At 61.8% G+C, this 15791-nt stretch carries 15 protein-coding genes and 1 tRNA gene; 6 read left to right on the top strand and 10 right to left on the bottom strand.

Annotated features, from left to right (window positions below; genetic code table 11):
- Nucleotides 1-121: 121 nt before the first annotated feature.
- Nucleotides 122-1459, bottom strand: coding sequence for a helix-turn-helix domain-containing protein (locus tag L1K66_RS09595; protein ID WP_252257664.1), 1338 nt, complete (start codon nt 1457-1459; stop codon nt 122-124).
- Between the two features lie 156 nt (nt 1460-1615).
- Here L1K66_RS09595 and L1K66_RS09590 point away from each other — a divergent pair, with 156 nt between their 5' ends.
- A complete protein-coding gene (locus L1K66_RS09590; RefSeq protein ID WP_252257663.1) occupies nt 1616-3214 on the top strand; it encodes an isocitrate lyase in 1599 nt (532 codons plus the stop codon).
- A 118-nt stretch (nt 3215-3332) separates the two neighbouring features.
- On the top strand, nt 3333-3518 hold the full coding sequence (locus L1K66_RS09585; protein WP_034953864.1) for a hypothetical protein: 186 nt from the start codon (nt 3333-3335) through the stop codon (nt 3516-3518).
- An 85-nt stretch (nt 3519-3603) separates the two neighbouring features.
- Here L1K66_RS09585 and L1K66_RS09580 read toward each other — a convergent pair whose 3' ends face one another.
- The 6 genes from L1K66_RS09580 to efp form a co-directional block, all read right to left on the bottom strand.
- Entirely contained in the window at nt 3604-4959 is a 1356-nt protein-coding gene (locus L1K66_RS09580; protein WP_407931940.1) for an amidohydrolase, read from the bottom strand.
- 312 nt (nt 4960-5271) lie between these two features.
- Nucleotides 5272-7044: an SLC13 family permease gene (locus tag L1K66_RS09575; RefSeq protein ID WP_330221223.1), complete on the bottom strand. Its 1773-nt coding sequence runs from the start codon at nt 7042-7044 to the stop codon at nt 5272-5274.
- A 77-nt stretch (nt 7045-7121) separates the two neighbouring features.
- A complete protein-coding gene (locus L1K66_RS09570; RefSeq protein WP_252257661.1) occupies nt 7122-7916 on the bottom strand; it encodes a hypothetical protein in 795 nt (264 codons plus the stop codon).
- A gap of 28 nt (nt 7917-7944) precedes the next feature.
- Nucleotides 7945-8029 (bottom strand) — tRNA-Leu (locus tag L1K66_RS09565).
- A gap of 41 nt (nt 8030-8070) precedes the next feature.
- Nucleotides 8071-8889, bottom strand: coding sequence for an inositol monophosphatase family protein (locus tag L1K66_RS09560; RefSeq protein WP_252257660.1), 819 nt, complete (start codon nt 8887-8889; stop codon nt 8071-8073).
- A gap of 5 nt (nt 8890-8894) precedes the next feature.
- Nucleotides 8895-9458 (bottom strand): elongation factor P, encoded by a 564-nt coding sequence (efp, locus tag L1K66_RS09555; RefSeq protein ID WP_252257659.1) that lies wholly within the window; start codon nt 9456-9458, stop codon nt 8895-8897.
- 200 nt (nt 9459-9658) lie between these two features.
- Between efp and L1K66_RS09550 the strand changes: the two genes are divergently transcribed.
- Together L1K66_RS09550 and L1K66_RS09545 are read left to right on the top strand one after the other, a co-directional pair.
- Nucleotides 9659-10069 carry an elongation factor P gene (locus tag L1K66_RS09550; protein ID WP_252257658.1) on the top strand — a complete coding sequence of 137 codons (411 nt, stop codon included), beginning with the start codon at nt 9659-9661 and terminating at the stop codon, nt 10067-10069.
- A gap of 95 nt (nt 10070-10164) precedes the next feature.
- Complete coding sequence (locus tag L1K66_RS09545; RefSeq protein ID WP_252257657.1) at nt 10165-10989, top strand: hypothetical protein; 825 nt, start codon at nt 10165-10167, stop codon at nt 10987-10989.
- Nucleotides 10990-11022: 33 nt separating this feature from the next.
- Here L1K66_RS09545 and L1K66_RS09540 read toward each other — a convergent pair whose 3' ends face one another.
- Nucleotides 11023-11808 carry a hypothetical protein gene (locus L1K66_RS09540; RefSeq protein WP_252257656.1) on the bottom strand — a complete coding sequence of 262 codons (786 nt, stop codon included), beginning with the start codon at nt 11806-11808 and terminating at the stop codon, nt 11023-11025.
- Nucleotides 11809-11957: 149 nt separating this feature from the next.
- Here L1K66_RS09540 and L1K66_RS09535 point away from each other — a divergent pair, with 149 nt between their 5' ends.
- On the top strand, nt 11958-13553 hold the full coding sequence (locus tag L1K66_RS09535; RefSeq protein ID WP_252257655.1) for a caspase family protein: 1596 nt from the start codon (nt 11958-11960) through the stop codon (nt 13551-13553).
- Nucleotides 13554-13568: 15 nt separating this feature from the next.
- Here L1K66_RS09535 and thiE read toward each other — a convergent pair whose 3' ends face one another.
- Nucleotides 13569-14204 carry a thiamine phosphate synthase gene (gene thiE, locus L1K66_RS09530; RefSeq protein ID WP_252257654.1) on the bottom strand — a complete coding sequence of 212 codons (636 nt, stop codon included), beginning with the start codon at nt 14202-14204 and terminating at the stop codon, nt 13569-13571.
- Nucleotides 14205-14333: 129 nt separating this feature from the next.
- Between thiE and L1K66_RS09525 the strand changes: the two genes are divergently transcribed.
- A complete protein-coding gene (locus L1K66_RS09525) occupies nt 14334-14795 on the top strand; it encodes a hypothetical protein (protein WP_252257653.1) in 462 nt (153 codons plus the stop codon).
- 27 nt (nt 14796-14822) lie between these two features.
- Here L1K66_RS09525 and L1K66_RS09520 read toward each other — a convergent pair whose 3' ends face one another.
- A complete protein-coding gene (locus L1K66_RS09520) occupies nt 14823-15713 on the bottom strand; it encodes a fructose bisphosphate aldolase (RefSeq protein ID WP_252257652.1) in 891 nt (296 codons plus the stop codon).
- Between the last annotated feature and the right edge of the window lie 78 nt (nt 15714-15791).

The raw sequence follows: 15791 nt of genomic DNA, 5'->3' as shown, positions 1-15791 counted from the left end.
TTTTCTACGGTCCCTCTTTAGGCGCCAGACATTAAGTGTCGGTAAACCTTACAACGACCTCGAAACCCCGCAGGATTGCAGGCGCTTTCTCGGTTAATGCGCGCGTAACGCTTTTGCCGGTTCAGACTGCGGTGCCGGTTGCCAATCGCGGCGGTGCCGGGGTCAGGCAATCGGCTCTGCCGCAGCGCGGACATCCGACGCCCAGCGGCACTGCATCCTGCGGATCGAGCGATATCCCTCGAGCGTTCGCCAATTCGCCAGCGAAACGAGCCTCAAGCCCCAGCACAACCGAACGCCGGGCAGAACAGGCCGCCCCGTCGACTTCGATGGTGCGAGCGATGGTGAACCAGTGTCGGGGCGCGCCCTCCCCTTCCCCAAAGGTGACAGCCTGCATCAGTATCGCCCCACGGTTTTCGAAGGCGGCATAAGGCACCCATGCGGGCCAGCGAGCACCGTCGAGCGGATAGACCGCGCCGCTTGCCCCCGCGCTGAAATGGACCATACGGCCAGTGCGGCCAAACCGGGCGCAAAAGAACGGCAAGCCCCGCTCTCCCACCCGTTGCAGCGTCGTCAACCGCTGTGCCAGTTGATCGAAACTGACCGCGAACCGGCGTTGAAGCACGGCAAGGTCGTAACCAGTTTGCTCGCACGCCCGCAAGAAACGGCGGTACGGCATGAGCAAGGCTGCAGCGACGTAATCGGTGACATGTTCGCGGAAACGCTCCCGCGCTTCGGGGGAGGCCAGGTTCGCCCCCGCCACCAGTGTCTCGATTGCATCGCGCTGCTCCAGACTACCGATTTGCCGCGCGATCTGGAACCGCCGCGCCGCCCCAGGAAGCATCTCGGAAATCTGCAATTGCCGCGCATGCAGGTCGAGCCGCTGCACCATCCCCGGCACGACTTCCGCCGGAAGGACACGCACCGAAAGCTGGTGTTTTTCGCGCAGCCGCTCGATCAGGGCGGCGCTGATGTCGCCGTGTGACAACCGCAATTCGTCTGCCAGCCCTTCGGCTGCATGATCGAGATCGGCGAAGTGGTTTTGCCAGCGTTCGACCGCCTGACGCGCATCGTTGACCGGGTCTTCCGTGCGCTCTTCGTCCGGATGCGAACGGTCATAGAGGCGCGCAAATGCGGCTGCAGCCTGCGGGGCTGCGGAGAGAAATTCCTGTATCTCCTCGCGATCAATCGCGAGATCGGCAAAGCGTTTGTCCGCCATGCGCCGTGCAAGGCCATCCACCCCGCCGATCGCCTCATCCTCACGCAGCGAACGCGGGTCGAAATCGAACCGCTCGATCACCTGCACGAGAACCCTTGCCGAAAGCGGGCGCTGATTACGCTCGATCAGGTTGAGATAGCTTGGCGAAATGCCGAGCGAGGCGGCCATGGCAGCTTGGGTCAGCCCTTCGCGTTTGCGCAGGCGGCGGAGTGATGGCCCGGCCAGGAGAGTGTTTTCGGACATTCGCCTCTTGTAACTATCTTTACATCGTTACACAAGATTTGACCGATACCGGCGGATACAGACAAGAATTTTTGTAACTTTTCCTGTTGCGCTGCGCTGCAGCACGGCAAGAGGGGGCATCAACTCCTCCTCACCTCTCTCACACAGGAGAACGCCATGACTTACCAGACCACCATCGCCCAAATGCAGGCTGTCATCAATGCGAACGGCCCGAGCTGGGGCGCGATCGACGCTGAATCGACCGCTCGCATGGCGATCCAGAACCGTTTCCCGACCGGGCTCGACATTGCGAAGTACACCGCCAAGATCATGCGCGCCGACATGGCCGCCTATGACGCCGATCCTGCCGCCTACACCCAGTCTCTCGGCTGCTGGCACGGCTTCATCGCGCAGCAAAAGATGATCGCGATCAAGAAGCATTTCGGCAGCACCAAGCAGCGCTACCTCTATCTCTCGGGCTGGATGGTTGCCGCCCTGCGCAGCGAATTTGGTCCCCTGCCCGACCAGTCGATGCATGAAAAGACCAGCGTCCCGGCACTGATCGAGGAACTCTACACCTTCCTCAAGCAAGCCGACGCTCGCGAGCTGGGCATGCTGTTCCGCGATCTCGATGCCGCGCGTGAAGCGGGTGACGAAGTGCGGGCAAAGGACATCCAGAACCGCATCGACAACTATGAAACCCACGTCGTTCCGATCATCGCCGACATCGACGCAGGCTTCGGCAATGCCGAGGCGACCTATCTGCTCGCCAAGAAGATGATCGAAGCGGGTGCATGCGCGCTCCAGATCGAGAACCAGGTCTCGGACGAAAAGCAGTGCGGCCACCAGGACGGCAAGGTCACCGTGCCGCACGAGGACTTCCTCCAGAAGATCCGTGCGATCCGTCACGCTTTCCTCGAGATGGGTGTGGAAGACGGCATCATCGTCGCCCGCACCGACTCGCTGGGCGCTGGCCTGACCAAGCAGATCGCTTTCTCGAAAGAGCCGGGCGATCTGGGTGACCAGTACAACGCCTTCCTTGATTGTGAGGAAGTCGATCCCGCCAACATCACCAACGGCCAGGTCTTCATCAGCCGCGATGGCAAGCTGATGGCACCAAAGCGTCTCCCGTCGAACCTCTACCAGTTCCGCGCCGGAACCGGCGAAGACCGCTGCGTGCTCGACTGCATCACCTCGCTGCAGAATGGTGCCGACCTGCTGTGGATCGAAACCGAAAAGCCCCACGTTGAACAGATCGCCGGCATGGTCGATCGCATCCGCGAAGTCGTTCCCAATGCCAAGCTCGTCTACAACAACTCGCCGAGCTTCAACTGGACGCTCAACTTCCGCCAGCAGGTCTATGATGCATGGGCCGAAGCGGGCAAGGACGTGTCCGCCTATGATCGCGCAGGCCTGATGAGCATCGATTACGACGCCACGGAACTGGCCGCCGAAGCAGACGAGCGCATCCGCACCTTCCAGCGCGATGCTGCGGCACGGGCCGGCATCTTCCACCACCTCATCACGCTGCCGACGTATCACACCGCCGCGCTCAGCACCGACAACCTCGCTCGCGAGTACTTCGGCGAGCAGGCGATGCTCGGCTACGTCAAGAACGTCCAGCGCGAAGAGATCCGTCAGGGTATCGCCTGCGTGAAGCACCAGAACATGGCCGGCAGCGACATCGGCGATGATCACAAGGAGTACTTCGCCGGTGAAGCCGCGCTGAAAGCGGGTGGCAAGGACAACACCATGAACCAGTTCGCTGCCGCCTGATCGAGCTGGAGAGGGGGCTCGCAAGGTCAGTCAAACACTGGCCTTGCGGGAACCGATCCATCCCGCCATTAGCGGTGTCATCACCATCCCGTCCCCATCGGACCTTCGGAGAGAGACCATGAGCGATACCGACACCCCGAACCGTGAACCTTCGCGCGCCCGTGCGCTGCTTTCGACAGCCGACATGAAGCTGCTGCGCCGTGCGCTGGAAAGCCACGCCCGCAACACCGAGGATCGCGAAGAGCTCGCCAAGATCAACGCGTTGCACCACCGGCTCGGCACCTACGTGCCAAGCGCCGAGTAACGCTGCGCACACCAGTTCTCCTGGGGAGGAGAATACGGCCGTCGATTGCCGGGCTTGCCCTGCATTCGGCGGCCGTTGATTTTGCCTAACCCCCGGCCCCGTCCTTTGGCATCAGGTCAAGCGTCGCCGCAGCAAGCGCCTCTGTCGCGGTCGCAATCACCACCGGAGCGTCCGGCGCCCAGAACGGCGAATGCAGCGAAGGCAGTTCCACCTCGCCGCGCTGCGAGGCTTCCCATTCCGCCATCGGCACGCCGCCTACCCAGAAGATGAGCGATTCCAAATTCTCCGGATCGGCGCGATAGAACTGGCCGAAGTCCTCACCCCCCATCACGCTCGGCACCTCGCGGATGCGTCCGGCAAAGCGATCCTGCAATCCCGCCATCACCTGTTCGGTGAACTCGGGCGTGTTGTAGGTCGAAGGGGTGTATGGGTCCTGCACCGTCACCACGGGCAGCTTGTCCTCGGGCATTCCGGCAGCAATCGCCTCGCCCCGAGCGATCCGCGCGATCCCTTCGAGCAGATGCGCTCGCGTTTCGTCGGAATAGCTGCGCACGGTGATCTGCAGCCGTGCCTCGTCGCTGATGATGTTGTGCTTTGACCCGGCCTGGAAGCTGCCCACCGTCACCACCGCCGAATCGAGCGGGTCGATCTCGCGGCTCACCAGCGTCTGCAAGCGCATGACGATGCTCGACCCGATCACCACCGGGTCCTTCGTAGTGTGCGGATAAGCACCGTGTCCGCCAATGCCCGGGATGACCACGTCGACGCTGTCGACATTGGCCAGCGCATAACCTTTCGAATAGCCGATGAAGCCCGCCGGTGCGCCCGCTGCATCGTGGAAGGCGAGCACATAGTCAGGCTTGGGAAACCGCTCGTAAAGGCCGTCCTGCAGCATCGCCAGCGCGCCCTCACCGATCTCCTCTGCCGGTTGCAGGATCATCACCAGCGTGCCCGACCATTCGTCCTTGCGCTCTGCCAGCAATTGCGCCGCGCCGATCCACGCGGCCATGTGCGTGTCATGCCCGCAGGCGTGCATCACCCCGGTTTCCACTCCCGTCGCCGGCACCGCCGTCCGCTTCGACGCATAGGGCAGCCCGGTCTGTTCGATCACCGGCAGCCCGTCCATGTCGGCGCGCAGCATTACCGTGGGACCGTCACCGTTGCGCATCACCGCGACAACGCCGGTCTTGCCCACGCCCTCGGTCACTTCAAAGCCGAGTGCGCGCATCCGCGTCGCCAGCTTGGCCGCCGTTTCGAATTCCTGAAAGCTCAGTTCGGGATTGGCGTGCAGATCCTGATACAGCTCGATCAGGCCGGGCATGTCTTCCATCACTGCGGCCCGCAGGCCGTCCCCGCCAGCCTCCCTATGCGCATCGGCATGCGCCGGAGTCGCGGCCAGCACCGTCATTGCGGCACCCAGGCAAAGCATCTGTTTTAGCATTCTTGTCTCTCTCCAAACCCTACAGGCTGGAACATGTGGAACACGGTCCAGAAGAAAAAGGGCGAACTGTCATTCTTCGCGCGGCAAACTGTCACCTTGGCGCGCAAAGTGTCAACTGAACGGAGCGAAGTGTCACCCCTTCCGGCCAAAGTGTCACTTTTTGCGTGTCCAGAATGTCGTCTTTCGAGGGCGAAAGTGTCACCCGCCCGCCACCGCATGCCGTCCGGCCGGGATTGCCGTGATGCGCGCTTCAGATAAGGAAATATGGAGGCCATGCGCGCCTTTTCGCACGCGCTGGCCAAGTAGGAAAATTCAAAGCCCGTACCAGATCACCAGCAGGACGGAGAGCGTCGTCACCATCAACGCCACCAGCGGAACCCCGGTGCGGATGTAATCGCCGAATTCATAACTGCCTTCGGACATGATCAGCATGTTGGTCTGATACGCAATCGGGGTGGCGTAACACAGGTTGCAACCGAACAGCACGGCAAGGATCAGCGGCTCAGGCGGCAGGCCCAGCTGGGTCGCGATGCTGAAGGCAATCGGCGTCCCCACTGTCGCGGCGGTGGCGTTGGAGGCGAAATTGGTCAGCAGCGTCACGAACAGCATGATCGCCGCCAGCACCAGCGCCGGGGGCAGATAGGCAAGCCCGATGGACAAAGTGCCGCCAAGCCATTCCGCCGCCCCGCTTTCAAGGATAATACGGCCCACAGCGATGCTGGCCGCGACCAGCACGATCACCTTGGCCGAAAGCGCGCGGCCCACACGGTCAAACTTCACGCAGCCGGTGACAAACATCAAAATCGCGCCGACCAGCGCGGCAATGGCAATGGGCAGGAACCCGAAAGACGCAAGCGCGATCGACCCGCCCATGATGATCGCGGACAGAGCTGCCTTGGAACGGCGCGGCAATTCACGCGCCCCTTCAAGCATCAGCAGGCTGTCGTTGCGGGCAAAGCTTTGCAGATCGGCGGAAAGCCCCATCACCAGCAGCACGTCGCCTTCGGCGATGCGCAGGTCGCCGCCTTCGGAATAACGATCACGCTCGCCCAGAACCCGGTCGGGCCGGTGGATACCCAGCACCGCCACGCTGTAGAGATCGGCAATCCCAGAAGTCGGCAGCGTGCGCGAAATCAGCCGCGAATCCGCCGTGACGGTCATTTCCATTACCGTCACATCCTCGCGATTGGCCGATGCCACGCGCTTGATCCTGTCCAGCACCCAGCTGGGCGCCAGTTCGCCGCGCAGTACCCGCGTCGCTTCTTCCAGCGCGTCATGCGTGCCCGAAATGTCGAGCCTTTGCTGCGGTTGCAATTCACCTGGCGGCGGATTGTGAAAGGTGATGTTGCGCGGCAGCTTGTCGCGGATTGCGTCCAGCGTAACCCCGGCCAGAATGCTGTCCGTACCGACGCGCAAACGGGTGTGGAACAGGCGGGTGCCGTGATCGTCCTCGACGCTGTTGTCGCCCAGCAGGCGCGGCATCACCAGCCACAGATACGGCAGCGCGATCAGCGATGCGAGCAGCACAATCGGGGTGTAATGGAACACGCTCATCTGCGGCTGGCCCAGATCAACCGCGATGGATGTGACAAGGATATTGGTGGAGGTACCGATGGTGGTGGCCATGCCGCCGATCAGCACCGCCGCGTTCAGCGGGATCAGCGTCTTGGACGCAGGCATAGCCCCTTTCGCGGCGAGCGATACGAATATCGGCAACAACAGCACCAGCACCGGCGTATCGTTGACCCCCATCGACAGGAAGAACGCGATCAGCAGCGACACCAGCAGGCCCAGTTGCAGGTTGATCTTGAACACGCCTTCCAGAAACCGCGCCGCCGGTTCGAGCGCGCCGGTGACGACCAGCCCCCGCCCCATGATCATCAGCGCGCAAATGGTGATCAGCGCGTAATGGCCGAAACCGCCGAATGCGAGCGCCAGCCCGTCAGTCGGACTGGTGCCGTCCAGCGGGAAGAAATACAGGCCGACGGCGATCACCGCGATCGTCAGCAGCGAGACGATCTCTACCGAAAGCGTGCCGCGGGCAAAGGCCACGAACATCGCCACGGTAACCGCCATTGCCGCCATGGCGTGATATGATGGAAGCTCTAGCATGTGATCCGCGAGCCAAGATGTCTCAATTCAATGCGCGATTGGCAAGTGGTTTAGCGCTTATGCTCTTTCGCGATGGCCGCGTCGGCCCGGTCACGCGGATCGGATAGCGGTGCGAAAACACGGCCTTGCGTCAGCCACGAGGTGCCGAATGCGGCCAGGATCAGCGCCTCCATCCAGAACGTCATGTTGCGTGCGTTCCACCAGTCACCGAAGATCAGGTCGCCCACGCCGATGGAAATCGCTCCACCAGCGATGACGATGCCGGATGTGCGATAGATGAGATTGCGGCGGCGCTTTGCCGGAGTGGGTTCGATGGCGCCGGTGTTTTCGTCGACCGGGATTTTGGTGAAGACGAACATGCAGAAGAACGCGAGGATAGCGAACAGCAATCCGGCGGCGCCTGCGTGGATCCAGTATCCCGCGACCGGATACCGCGCGGTCTGCACGGCGCAGCTGCCGTCAGCGGCCAATTGCTCGCAAGCCGTGAACCATCCGTACATCGGAACGAAGGCGACAACGAAGGAGGCAAGCCCGGCAATGGTGGCTAGCTGCGCGACCTTGGGCGTCCATCCGCGATAGGCCATCAACAGCGCGCCGATCGCGATCAGGCAGCCGACAAAGAAATCGCCGAGGACGATGGCTTCGTAATAATAGCCCGAAAGCGCGGTGCGGAACCGGCCCAGCAGCATCCCGCCCAGCCCCAGCACCACGGGCATTCCCAGCGCGATAATGCCGACAACGCGGGCAAGGCGGCGCTGATCGAAGCGCAGCTTGGGATCGCGGGCGTAAACGTAATCTTGCGGAGGCTGGTATCGCTGAGGCCCGGTTTCGAAGGGAGTTTCCACGAGATGCTCCGGCGAAGACCGAGAAGGATGGTGCCCCTGGCCCGACTCGAACGGGCACTCCGTAAGGAACTCGATTTTGAGTCGAGCGCGTCTACCAATTCCACCACAGGGGCACAGCCTGTGCGCGAAGCGGGCTGTTAGCCTTCCGCGCGAATTACTTCAAGCTGTTGGCCAACAGTTTATGCAGCTTCGAATGCAAGGCATCGTTTGCCGCGAGGATCTGCGCCGAATGGATCGGGGCCGAGCGTCCGCGATAATCGCTGACAAATCCGCCCGCCTCGCGCACCAGCAGGCATCCGGCGGCGGTCTCCCAATCGTTGAGCCCGCTTTCCCAGAACCCGTCAAAGCGCCCTTGTGCGACATAGGCGAGATCGAGCGAGGCCGCACCGAAGCGGCGGATTCCGGCGACTTCGGGCCCAATAGCTCCGAAGATACGGCTCCATTCGGCAAAGTCGCCATGGCCCGAAAACGGAATGCCCGTCGCGATCAGCGCATCGTCAAGCGTGCGCCGTGCCGAGACGCGCAGGCGCGCATCCTGAAGCCAGGCGCCACGGGTCTTTTCGGCCCAGTAGGTCGCGTCCTCGATCGGGTGGTAGATAACGGCGGCGGTGACTTCGCCCCAGCCCTTCCCGTCCAGACGCGGTTCCTGCACCGCGATGCTGATCGCGAAATGCGGGATGCCGTGGAGGAAGTTGCTGGTGCCATCGAGCGGATCGACGATCCAGCGCGGTTTGTTCGGGTCACCTTCGATAACCCCGGCTTCCTCCATCACGAAGCCCCAGTCGGGCCGTGCGTGGAGCAGTTCGTCATAAATCGCGCGTTCGGCCCGCATGTCGGCCTTGGAGACGAAATCGGCAGGGCCCTTGCGGCTCACCTGCAGGTGCTCGACCTCGCCGAAGTCGCGCCGGAGCCGCCCGCCCGCCTTGCGCGCGGCGCGCTCCATTACGCGGATCAGGCCTGAAAACATCGACATGGGATTTAGCCAGCCTTCCCGACGTAGGACTGCTCGTACACGTCAACCACGATGCGCGTGCCGCTTTCGATGTGCGGCGGCACCATGATGCGCACGCCATTGTCGAGCACGGCGGGCTTGTAGCTGGAGGACGCGGTCTGGCCCTTCACCACGGCGTCGGCTTCGACGATGGTGGCTTCGATCTGCGCGGGCAGTTCGATCGAGATCGGCTTTTCTTCCCACAGTTCCAGCTTCACCTGCATCCCGTCCTGAAGGAAGGGGCGCGCATCGCCCAGCAGGTCGCCCGGCAGGTTGATCTGCTCGTAAGTGTCGTTGTCCATGAACACGAGCATTTCGCCGTCTTCATAGAGGAACTGGAATTCCTTGGTGTCGAGCCGCACTTTCTCGACCGTGTCGGCGCTGCGGAAGCGGACGTTGGTCTTGCGGCCGTCCTGCAGGTTCTTCATTTCGACCTGCATATAGGCACCGCCCTTGCCCGGCTGGGTGTGCTGGATCTTGGCAACTTTCCAGATGCCGCCTTCGTATTCGATGATGTTGCCCGGACGAATGTCGACGCCGCTGATCTTCATGGGTTTCTCTTTGCTGGTAGATGGGCGCGCGGGATGTGGTTTGCGCGCGGCCCTGAAAAACAAAGCGCGCCCATAGCCGCTCGGCATGTTCACGGCAAGCGCGGTGGAAAGCTGGCCTGCAATTGCGCGTTTGTTGGTTAACGAATTGGCCAAGAGTCCGGCCCGCTGCTAAAGGATAAGGCAACAAGGACCCCCACCTTATGAAGACCCTGCACATCATCCTGCTTACGGCATTTGCTGCCGGTATCGCCGCCACCGGACCGGTGTTCGGCCAAAGTGACTCCCAAGGCGGCACGGCACAGGCCGAACCCGCCCCGGGCGGGATGCTGCGCACCATGCCGCATGGCCGCTATCAATGCGCCCTGCCCGGCGATGCGGGCGGCGATGCCTATGTCGTGGTAGAGGAGGAGGAATTCCGCATCTTCACCGCATCCCGCTATGAAACCGCGCAAGGCACCGGCACCTACATCCTGCGCGGCAAGGATCTGACCTTTACCCTGGGGCCCAAGCAGGGTGAGCGGTTCGAACGCGTGGGAGACAACCAGTTGCGCAAGCTCAAGCCAGGCGGCGAAGCCAGCGACCTGCTCTGCACCCGCCGGGCATCGCGTTAAGCCAGAATCTTCCAGCCTTTGCGGCCAAGTTTGCCGCATTCCGGTTTTGCGGTATCATTGCCCCATCTGCCAGTTTGAGCCGGGGGGCAAAACCAATGGCCAGAAACCTTGCGATCATCGCGGCATTGATGGGCCTGTGCGCAGCGCCGGCGGCTGCGGAAAACTACGCGGAGACCGCTTCGAAAATCGCGAATGCAATCTATTCAGGGACGATCCGCGAAAACTCCGATTTCCTGACGATGCTGCCCGAACTGGAGCTTTCAGAAGTCGAAAAGCTGGCCGGTTGCGCGCCTGAACTTCAGGGCGGCGGTGGCGACCGGTTTCTGGTGATCGAATGGTCCTGCGCCGGGAATGACGGTGGCGAAGGCTTCAGCCGCTCGACAACCATGCTCTTTGGCGAAGAGGGTAACCTGCGGGGCTTCTCCATCAACCGTGCTGCAAAAGATTATGCACCGACCCAGGCGGCGCTCGAACGCTCCGAAGCCAACCAGCAATTCGCGCTGTCGCGGGAATTCGGTGAAGCCGTGGTAAATGGCGGCGATCCCACGCTGGGAGGGCTGATCGATCTCGACGAGTTCGATCAGGCTCGGCTGAAGCGATTTGCAGGCGGCGGTTTTCGCGTGCCCAATAGGCGGCGCGGCGGGAATATCCCGATCCGGTTCTATCATGGGCCCGGGCGCACAAATTATGGCGGCGCGGCGACGCTGCGGTATGACGAAGCCGGGGTTGTGAGCGGCATCGTCTTCCTGCCCTATCTCGCCGGGCGCGGACGATCCGCGCGAGATTATGACCGCGCGTTCGATTCGCTCCAGAACACCCAGCGATCGAACCAGAACAGGTCCGTCATCGACAATTTTCAAAGGCCTGATCCGAACAGGACGCCAAATCCGCCCAGAACAATTGTGCCACCGAGGCCGTAAGATCGTGCGGGCTTAACGCGACCCTACGATCACTCAATCTACAAGGGGGCAGGTTCTGGCCGCTTCCAGTTCCGCGCTGCTCCTGGAATTCACCAGCTCAGCAAACCCGGTGCTGTCAAACCGCTGGGTGTAGAGTGTGCGCACGGAAGAACCCCCGGTCGTGATTGTGATGGTGATCCGAAACTCACCGCCCTGATCCAGATTCCTCATGATTTGTCGTGGAGTGCCGGTGCCGGACAAAGGATCAACGATTGCATAGCTCGTGATCCATTCTGGCGGCAGATAGATGCGCTGACGCTCAAGCTTCCCTTTCATGGTCCATTGCGGCCCGCCGTCGAGCCGGTCGATCATGATGGTTAGGTCGCCATCATACACCACATCGTCATCGACTATGGTCGGTGTGCTCGTGGGTAAGCCTTTCAGCCTTGCCTGAACCGCTTCTGATTTCATTATCGCATCAATGTCTGGCCCATTGATCTCTGGTTGCCGACCTTGGGCCATATCGATGCTGAAGCCGATGCCCGTCTCCAAGTGATCCAGCCTGCGTAAAAGTCTGACCTGATTGCCCCACTGATAGAACCTCAAAGTCTTTACCCAGCCCGATGCCGATGTCGTCGCTTCGCATGGCTTGTCGCTCATATCGGTACTGGCGGCGCTGGTTGGCGAGAAACCGAGTACGAGAACTGCAGCAGGTATTGAGATCACGCGTGCAAATTTCATGAGGGTTTGTTGCATCCCTGCAGCCCTCTTTGCAACCTCGTCCGGCGCGCGTCTGATCGACACATCAAAGGCCAGCGCTTGTTGCAGCGCACCTTCCACCCGGTTAGCCGATTTGACTCCTCCGGTTTAACCGTTAGGCCAGTATATGGGGCGCGTTGGGGGGAGCTATGGCATCGAATAAAGCTTCACGCTTAGTCATGCCCGCGGTTCCGGCAATGCTCGCGATCGCAGCGATACCTGCAGTCATAATGCCTATTCTGGCTGATTCACCCGTGTCTGCTCAATCGAATGTCTCGTCTGCCGGCGATGACGCCTGTGGCGACGCTTGCGAGCAAGTCCAGTCTGGCTCCACCGGTTCATCCGTAACTGCCCCCAGATCGACAAACGTCTCGGCGGCGGACACCGGGATCACCAACATGATGCAGATGCTGCGCGACGAAGGGATCGATATCGACGCGCGCATGGCTCAGGCGCGCGCGGATTGCCGTACGCGGATCGTCGCTGAGACGGATGCTGAGGCGGATGCTGAGGCGGGTGCCAAGACGATCGAACAGGCCGTCGAGGATTGTGCCGTCGTCGAAGACGCCATCATCTATGCTCAGGCCATCAACGAGATGAACGCAAACCGCGTTTCAAACTTCAACGATGCAAAGGCGCAGCACGACGCCGAAGTCGCGGAGGCAGAACGCAAGCAGCGCGAATACGAACTTGGGCTGCAACGCCATAGTGCCGAGGTCGCCGAAGTCGAAAGGCAGCAACGCGATTATCAGCGCGATCTCCTCGCCCATCAGCAGTTGGTCAATTCGATGCCGACGGGTAGTCGATCATCAGCAACGTCATCGCCGCCCAATCCAGCAACAGCCCTTGCCGGCAATTCTTCTTCGCCAGCGGTTACCGCAGCACCTGCTGCGAAGCAGGCAGCTCCTCCCGTCCCCGTCCAAGCTTCCGCGCCGCCCCCTGCCATTTCGCAACCATCGTCGGCTGCAACGCTCGCTTCGAACACGCCATCACAACCATCACAGTCGCGTGCTGGAACCCGATCAACCGGCGGGACGCAATCTTCGCCGCCAGCCAGAGCCACTGGCAGAATGTTATCGCAATCCGATACGGCCCCAGCGGACAGCGTCGAACTTGCGATCATGAAAGCAACCGGCCCGCGGATTGCGCTGGTGATCGGGAATGAGAAATACGACGGTTCGATGGGCTCCCTTTCCAACCCGGTGAATGACGCAGTGCTTATTGGCGCTACATTGCGCAGTCTCGGGTTTGACGTCGAAATTTTGACCGATGCGAGTCAGGCAGACATGAAGCGCGCGGTCCGACGGTTGGGCGATCGACTGGCCGATGCTGGCGACAATGCAACCGGCCTGTTCTATTATGCCGGACACGGCGTTCAGTCGGGTGGGGCTAATTACCTGATCCCGGTCGGAGCGGCCATCGACGCAGAAAGCGATCTGGAGCTTGAGGCGGTTTCGGCCGCTTCGATCCTGTCCCAGCTGGAAGAAACCTATGTATCGACCCGGATCGTGATCCTCGACGCCTGCCGCAACATGCCGTTGCGCCGCAGGACAAGAGATGGAAGCCGCGGCCTGGCGCGCATGGACACACCCAACGGCAGCTTCGTCGCCTATTCGACATCACCTGGAAACACGGCGACCGATGGGGGCGGCATACACAGCCCGTTTGCCGAAGCACTTGCCGCACAGATGCTTGTGCCTGACCGTCCTATCGAGGTGACCTTTCGTGAAGTGCGTCGACAGGTCGTTGAAATGACCAATGGCGATCAGGTGCCATGGGACGCTTCATCCCTGCTGGAAACATTCAGCTTTGCCGGGGTCAATTAGGCTGGCGCAGCGCGATCAGCGCCCTTTGACGGCTTTTTCGAACGCCTTGATTGCGGCCACTTCGTCGCCGTTCCACACCGCGCCTGACACCGCGAGGAAATCCACGCCTGCCGCCACCAGCGGGGCGCAGTTTTCCGGAGTGATCCCGCCGATTGCGACACAGGGGATTTCGAACAGCGAACTCCACCATTGCAGGATTTCAGGCTTGGGGCGTTCGGCGTCGCCTTTGTCCTTGGTCGAACTGGCGAAGAACGCGCCAAAGGCGACGTAATCGGCCCCCGCCTCGCCCGCTTCCATCGCCATGTGGCGCGAGGCATGGCAGGTCACGCCAATCTGCGCATCGCGGCCCAGTTGTTCGCGTGCATCCTTGGGCGATCCGTCATCCTGCCCCAGATGCACACCATCGGCCTTAAGCCGCTTTGCCAGCGCAACGCTGTCGTTGACGATAAAGGCCACGTCATGCGCCGCGCAGATCGCCTGCAACGGCTCCGCCAGTCGCGCCGCGTCATGCTGGTCCAGCCCCTTCACGCGGAACTGAAACGCCGTCACCAGACCCTTTCCCGCGGCGAGCGCGCGTTCGAGCCGCTGCGGAAATTCTCCGCCCACTTCGAGCGGGGAAATCAGGTAAAGCTGTGTCGTCAGATCATCCATGTTTCGCGCCATAGCCGGGTTGCATGGTAACGCCAATGCGGTGAACTGTTCTGGCTTGGCACAGGGGAAAAACCCGGAGCGATCCGGCCAGAGCGTCATGGTATATGAACGGTAAAGGAGAGCCTTTCGATGACGCTGTTCAAGCACCTGCCGATTTCCGCCGCCACAGCAATGGCGCTTTCAGCCGCAGCCTTGCCGCAGGCCGCTGCGGCGCAGGCATACGATGGCGTTTACGAGGCGGGACTTGTCCACGATGTGGCGTTTTTCGAGCGCGTGCGGGTCGGCAGCATCGAACTCACACCGTTCGGGGTGGTGCGCGATCAACGCTGCGCCGATCCCCGGTTCTGCTATCGGCCCGAGGACATGCGCGTCTCCGTCGTCATGCATGATCGCACCTACCCCTATGAGGTGGTGCTGGAACTGCGCCGGCCGGTGGAGGTGACAGGCGGCTATCTGATCCTGCACGATCCCGGGACGCGCCCGCGCGAACGCGGTGCGCTCCGGCTGGAGGAATATGCGCTGGATATCGAATTCATCCCTGCCCCGCCGAGCGATCAACGTTTCGCCCGGTCGGAGCTTCCACGTCCCTGAGGATCAGGGGCCGGGATGGCGCGGGGGTCAGCCCGCGCAGCTGGCCGCGGCGATCTGGTCAATCGCCTTTGACAGCGTGCCGTCGAATTCCTCGTCCGACTGGCCTTTGCGCAGATCCTGCAGCAAACCGCGGCTGAAGCTGGCGATCATGCCCGGATTCTTTGCCAGCAGATCGCAGGCGTCATCGGTCGAATAGCCACCCGAAAGCGCCACCACGCGCACCACGTTGGGATGGTTGATCGCGGGGGTGTAATGTCCGGCCTTCACCGGGATCGAGAGCTTAAGCATGACCTTGCGCCCTTCGGGCAGCGCGTCGAGGCCCTTCATGATCTCGGCCATCAGGATGTCTTCACCCTCGGCCCGGTCAGCGGCGTGGATGTCGTATTCCGGCTCAAGCATGGGGACGAGGCCGGCATCGGCGATCTGGTTGCCGACTTCAAACTGTTGCGCCACCACGGCGGCGATCCCGGCGGGGTTCGCGGATTTGATAACCGAACGCATCTTCGTGCCGAACATGCCCTTGGCCACCGATTTTTCGAGCAGCGCGGGAAGCTTGTCCATCGGCTTCATCAGCTGCACGCCGTCGGCTTCGTCAGCTAGGCCCTGATCGACCTTGATGAAGGGGACGATGCCGCGTGCCTTCAGCGCATCGGCGGTGGGCATGCCATCGACTTCGCCATCCATCGTCTTTTCGAACAGGATCGCGCCGATCACCTTGCCGCTGCCGAAACAGGGTGACGTGATAACCCGCGCGCGCATCGCGTGGATCTGGGCAAACATCTCGTCATCGCCGGACCATTCGCTGTCTTCAACGCCGTATCCGCGCAGAGCCTTTGGCGTGGAACCGCCCGATTGATCGAGCGCAGCGATAAAGCCTTGCCCGGTGGCAATCCGGGCCATCATGTCTTGGGTATTCATGGCGTGAGGGCGCCTTTCCTGTTGTCCTGAGGGTCGAACTGTGGCGGGCTTTAGCCAGCGGTTGCAGATGCTGCAACT

It is taken from the genome of Erythrobacter aurantius (assembly GCF_023823125.1).
Lineage (GTDB): Bacteria > Pseudomonadota > Alphaproteobacteria > Sphingomonadales > Sphingomonadaceae > Erythrobacter > Erythrobacter aurantius.
This window is presented reverse-complemented; position numbering and strand designations above follow the sequence as displayed.

Excerpts from the sequence above, each read along its gene's own strand:
- L1K66_RS09595 (WP_252257664.1), bottom strand. The coding sequence starts at position 1,459 with ATGTCCGAAAACACTCTCCTGGCCGGGCCATCACTCCGCCGCCTGCGC.
- L1K66_RS09590 (WP_252257663.1), top strand. The coding sequence starts at position 1,616 with ATGACTTACCAGACCACCATCGCCCAAATGCAGGCTGTCATCAATGCG.
- L1K66_RS09585 (WP_034953864.1), top strand. The coding sequence starts at position 3,333 with ATGAGCGATACCGACACCCCGAACCGTGAACCTTCGCGCGCCCGTGCG.
- L1K66_RS09580 (WP_407931940.1), bottom strand. The coding sequence starts at position 4,959 with ATGCTAAAACAGATGCTTTGCCTGGGTGCCGCAATGACGGTGCTGGCC.
- L1K66_RS09575 (WP_330221223.1), bottom strand. The coding sequence starts at position 7,044 with ATGGCGGCAATGGCGGTTACCGTGGCGATGTTCGTGGCCTTTGCCCGC.
- L1K66_RS09560 (WP_252257660.1), bottom strand. The coding sequence starts at position 8,889 with ATGTCGATGTTTTCAGGCCTGATCCGCGTAATGGAGCGCGCCGCGCGC.
- efp (WP_252257659.1), bottom strand. The coding sequence starts at position 9,458 with ATGAAGATCAGCGGCGTCGACATTCGTCCGGGCAACATCATCGAATAC.
- L1K66_RS09550 (WP_252257658.1), top strand. The coding sequence starts at position 9,659 with ATGAAGACCCTGCACATCATCCTGCTTACGGCATTTGCTGCCGGTATC.
- L1K66_RS09545 (WP_252257657.1), top strand. The coding sequence starts at position 10,165 with ATGGCCAGAAACCTTGCGATCATCGCGGCATTGATGGGCCTGTGCGCA.
- L1K66_RS09535 (WP_252257655.1), top strand. The coding sequence starts at position 11,958 with ATGCCTATTCTGGCTGATTCACCCGTGTCTGCTCAATCGAATGTCTCG.
- thiE (WP_252257654.1), bottom strand. The coding sequence starts at position 14,204 with ATGGATGATCTGACGACACAGCTTTACCTGATTTCCCCGCTCGAAGTG.
- L1K66_RS09525 (WP_252257653.1), top strand. The coding sequence starts at position 14,334 with ATGACGCTGTTCAAGCACCTGCCGATTTCCGCCGCCACAGCAATGGCG.
- L1K66_RS09520 (WP_252257652.1), bottom strand. The coding sequence starts at position 15,713 with ATGAATACCCAAGACATGATGGCCCGGATTGCCACCGGGCAAGGCTTT.